The 3880-nt window shown below is 65.7% G+C and carries 6 protein-coding genes and 1 pseudogene; 3 read left to right on the forward strand and 4 right to left on the reverse strand.

The features are described 5' to 3' along the window. From AC1VAN_RS07495 to AC1VAN_RS07510, 4 genes and pseudogenes are all read right to left on the reverse strand, one after another. Positions 1-1004: pseudogene (locus tag AC1VAN_RS07495) on the reverse strand (phage tail protein); the annotation flags it as partial. Positions 1005-1098: 94 nt separating this feature from the next. After that, the gene (locus AC1VAN_RS07500; RefSeq protein WP_235189890.1) at positions 1099-1341 is read right to left on the reverse strand and encodes a phage tail assembly protein T; all 243 of its coding nucleotides are present in this window, start codon (positions 1339-1341) and stop codon (positions 1099-1101) included. Between the two features lie 80 nt (positions 1342-1421). Continuing rightward, positions 1422-1766 (reverse strand): hypothetical protein, encoded by a 345-nt coding sequence (locus AC1VAN_RS07505; RefSeq protein ID WP_032975029.1) that lies wholly within the window; start codon positions 1764-1766, stop codon positions 1422-1424. After that, positions 1766-2224 (reverse strand): hypothetical protein, encoded by a 459-nt coding sequence (locus tag AC1VAN_RS07510; RefSeq protein WP_032975030.1) that lies wholly within the window; start codon positions 2222-2224, stop codon positions 1766-1768. The genes AC1VAN_RS07505 and AC1VAN_RS07510 overlap by 1 nt, the downstream gene beginning before the upstream one ends. Before the next feature lie 368 nt (positions 2225-2592). Here AC1VAN_RS07510 and AC1VAN_RS07515 point away from each other — a divergent pair, with 368 nt between their 5' ends. From AC1VAN_RS07515 to AC1VAN_RS07525, 3 genes are read left to right on the forward strand one after another with little or no spacing between them, the layout of a single operon-like run. Further along, entirely contained in the window at positions 2593-3264 is a 672-nt protein-coding gene (locus AC1VAN_RS07515; protein WP_313115113.1) for a dienelactone hydrolase family protein, read from the forward strand. Further along, a complete protein-coding gene (locus AC1VAN_RS07520; RefSeq protein ID WP_442252205.1) occupies positions 3261-3683 on the forward strand; it encodes an HIT domain-containing protein in 423 nt (140 codons plus the stop codon). Before AC1VAN_RS07515 ends, AC1VAN_RS07520 begins: the two co-directional genes overlap by 4 nt. A 15-nt stretch (positions 3684-3698) precedes the next feature. After that, entirely contained in the window at positions 3699-3866 is a 168-nt protein-coding gene (locus AC1VAN_RS07525; RefSeq protein ID WP_025876120.1) for a LiaI-LiaF-like domain-containing protein, read from the forward strand. The last annotated feature ends 14 nt before the right edge of the window (positions 3867-3880 follow it).

Here is a 3880-nt window from a genome sequence, read left to right on the forward strand (position 1 = left end):
TCCCTGTTGAACTCGGCGCGCTGGGCCGGGTCCATCTTGTCCGGCCCGCCGTTGGCATTTATTTCCGCACCGCGTTCAGCCAACCATGCCGCGTACTCGCCACGGGTTAGACGGATCCACTCGACCTCGTCTCGCCACGCTTCTCCGCGCATGCCACCGAGCATGCCCGAGATCGCCGAACCGGCCTGCAGTGCCTCCCAGCGCGTCAAGCCTACCTCTGCCTTGAGCTGGACCAACGTCTGGATGTCGAGATTGTTGATGGCGTCCTGGACCCTCTTGAACAGCTCTGGATCCATTGAGCCACGGATCTGTTCCTGCAGCTCCTGGAACTGGCGCCGCACCGGATCGGTCTTGCCTTCAAACTCCTTCAAGGCGTCCTGCGCGGCCTTCAGCCCTGCGTAGTCGGCCCCCGCGCTCATGCCGGCGCCCTCCCGCCCCGACTGCTGGCCATAGGCCACGCGCCCTTCCCAATGGGTGACGGCCCCCTCCAGCGCGCGCTTGCGCGCTTCGAGCTCGCGCATGGCCTTTGCCTGCTCATGCAGCGAAGCGACGGCGACATCCATCGGCATGCTGCGATCCCGCAGACCCTTGCCGACTTCATCCATTGTGAACGACATCAGCTTCAGCGATTGCATCTGTTCATTGAACTCGGCACGGGCACGTTCGGATGCCTTGACCATGTCCATGTACGCTTCGCCGAGCTTCTGCACCGACGCGATGGCGATGCCCCATGGGCCGCCTGCAGCAGTCAGCAGGCCGTTGCCAAGCTCCTTCACGCCGCTGCGGAGTACATCTTCCCCGCCTTTTGCGCTTGCCCCTGCCTTTGCCGCCGCGCCTTCAGGTGCGGCATGCACGCGCGCCAGCGCGGCTGCCGTCCGCTCGGCCTCCGCCCGCATTGTCTTGAGATTCTGCGTTGCCAGGCGGCTGGCCTCCGCCATTGCGTTACGGAAGCCCGTCGTATTGACCCGCAGTACTACGTCTAGATTCTGGTTAGTGGACGCCATATGCGTTCCTCCAAGAATGATGAGGGGCCCCGCAGGGCCCCAGGTTCGATTGCATGCCACACCTCGGAGAAGCCATGCCCTGCCCCGCCTGGGATCACGGCGCAGCGTTGCGGCGCGATGCGCTGCCGAACATCTCCAGCAGCTGCTGCGAGCGTTCCTTGGCAGCCTTCTCCGGCGAGGCGCGCGGCCGCACCAGCAGGAAGTCCTCGGCCGTGGTCGCGTTGCCATGCACCTGGGCCAGCACACTGGTCAGCTGCGCAAGCATCCCCTGCAGTGGCTGATCCATCGGTTCCAGCCGTGCGAACGCGTACATCTCCGAGAGCTGGCGGGACGTCACTCCCGCCAACAGGTGGTCCGGATGCGGGAGGCCCAGCCGCCACGCGATCCGGAACTGAAGCCGGCGCTCAGGCCGGCGGATCAGTTTTTTTCCAGCTCTCCCACGGCCGCATCGCCGAGCGCATTGAGCGTCTGCGCGACACGGAACACGCGATCCAGCGCCGCCGCCGATTTCGCGCCCAGCTGGGCCACCTCATGGTCGGAGAACAGGCGCGCCCCCATTTCATCGACCAGGCACAGGCCGACGAAGCGCGCACGGAAGTCATCCACCTTGGGCGTATCACCGCCATAGGTCTCCTGCTCCCAGCGGTCACGGTCGCTGGCCGACATCATCGCCACACGCACATTGCCGCCCCATTCGGGCACGGCGATGTCTTCGTGGCGGCGATCCTGTGCGTCCAGGATCTGCTGCTTGCCCAGCAGCATCACGGGGTGCCGCCGGCAGCAGCGGTGACGATGGCGAAATCACGCGGCAACAGATCGGCGGTGAAGGTCAGCACCTGGTTGGTACCTGGGGCGACGTTGAAGGCTGCGACCTTGGCCACGAAGGTGGCGGCATCGCCGGTGGGCAGCACCATCAGGAAGTGCAGGTCGGCATCCGGATCGGCGTCACGCAGGATTTCCTGGCCCGCCGAGCTGCCCACCGGCCAGCGATGGCCGGACACCTGTACGGCCTGGCCGCCGGACAGACCCGCGATGTTCTCCATCTGCTTCGAACGCAGGTTGGTGGCGTCGAGAGTGTTGGCTTGGCCGCGGCCAAACGGGAAGGCGGTCAGGCCGTCGATTTCGGTATAGCCTGCCGGATTGTTCGGCGCGGTCGGGGCGGTGCCGGCCTTCACGTACAGCGCGGAGTCCTGGGCGGAAATGGCTTGATTGATGGACATGGTGTTGAATCTCCTGGAAATGAAAAAGCCGCCTTGCGGCGGCTGGGTTTCGGGGTTGTCAGGCTCGGGTCGGCCTGGATGTCTTCGTCGCGGTTGGCCCGGCACAGCCGCCTGTTTCCACGTCGCCCTCGGGCAACGCGCAGACAACAAAAAAGCCCCCGGCTCGCGCCGGAGGCTTGTATGTCATCGTGGCTGAAAGCTTAGGCTTCGGGTGTGCACCGGTCAATACGGAAACCGGTACCTGCACCGCCTTGGGAAACCACAGCCAGCCCCACCATAGCCGCCCGATGCGGCACAGCCGCTGACATCGCGCTAACCCTCACAACGTCGACAATACCGTTCTGTTCCCTGCAACGAGGTACACCCCGATGTCCGAATGGATCATCCTGGATACGCATTACGGCCCGGTCCGCGCCTGGCAGGCACTGCCCGAGGGCAAACCCCGCGGCGCGCTGGTGGTGGTGCAGGAGATCTTCGGCGCCAACCCGCATATCCGCGGCGTCGCCGAACGCTTCGCCGCCCAGGGCTACGCCGTGTTGGCCCCCTCGTTCTTCGACCTGGTCGACGGCCCCGAGGCCGACCCCGATGCCCTGCCCTACACCCCCGAGGGCGTGAAGGATGGGCTGGAACGGGTTACCGCGCTGGGCATGGAAAAGGCACTGGAAGTGGTCCGCGCCGCGGCAACCCGGCTGGCCCCGCACGGCAAGGTCGGCACGGTTGGGTACTGCTGGGGTGGCAGCGTCGCCCTGCTGTCCGCGCTGCGCCTGGGCCTGCCCTCGGTGAGCTACTACGGCGCGCGCAACGTGCAGTTCCTGGACGAGACGCCGAAGGCCCCCGTTATGTTCCACTTCGGCGCGCAGGACAAGAGCATCCCGCCGGAGGCGATCCAGGCACACCGTGAGAAGCTGCCGCAGATGGCGACCTACGTCTATCCGGCCGACCATGCCTTCAACCGCGAGGTCGGACATGCGTATGATCCAGACAGCGCCGCCCTGGCGCTGCAACGCACCCTGGACTTCTTCTCGGAGCATCTTGGATGAGCGATTTCGAACTCGATTCACGCCTGGCCACCGATAGCGTACTGGTGGCCGAAGGCCCGTTGTCGCARGTGCGACTGATGAACGACGAACGATTCCCCTGGCTGGTCCTGGTGCCGCGTCTGGCCGGGGTGACCGAGTGGATCGAGCTGGACGGCGAGCAGCAGGACAAGCTGCGCACCGAGCTCAACCGCGCCTGCAAGGCCCTGCACGGTTCGGACGGGGTGGAGAAGATCAACATCGGCGCGCTGGGCAACATCGTGCGCCAGCTGCATTTCCACGTGATCGGCCGCCACGACGGCGATCCGGCGTGGCCGGGACCGGTCTGGGGCAGTGGCCCGGCGCACCGCTATGAGCCGGCCACGCTGGACCAGCATGTCGCCTACTGGAAGGAACGGCTAGGATATCCAGCCCATTCCTGAGCCAGTGCCGACCCGATGCGATTCAATATCGTCGCCGCCATCCTGCTGATCCTGATCGGCCTGTTCATGCTGGCCAGCAACCTGGGCTGGACCAACCTGAACCTGTCGCGCCTGCTGTTGACCTGGTGGCCGCTCGGCTTGGTGGCCGTAGGCATCGCGATCCTGTTCGGTCGCGGCAAATAAGGTAGCGCCGGGCC

Source organism: Stenotrophomonas sp. 05L44_2, assembly GCF_056665995.1.

Bases quoted from the DNA above. Each gene is read 5' to 3' on its own strand.
- AC1VAN_RS07525 (WP_025876120.1), top strand. From the start codon at position 3,699: ATGCGATTCAATATCGTCGCCGCCATCCTGCTGATCCTGATCGGCCTG.
- AC1VAN_RS07505 (WP_032975029.1), bottom strand. From the start codon at position 1,766: ATGCTGCTGGGCAAGCAGCAGATCCTGGACGCACAGGATCGCCGCCAC.
- AC1VAN_RS07510 (WP_032975030.1), bottom strand. From the start codon at position 2,224: ATGTCCATCAATCAAGCCATTTCCGCCCAGGACTCCGCGCTGTACGTG.
- AC1VAN_RS07515 (WP_313115113.1), top strand. From the start codon at position 2,593: ATGTCCGAATGGATCATCCTGGATACGCATTACGGCCCGGTCCGCGCC.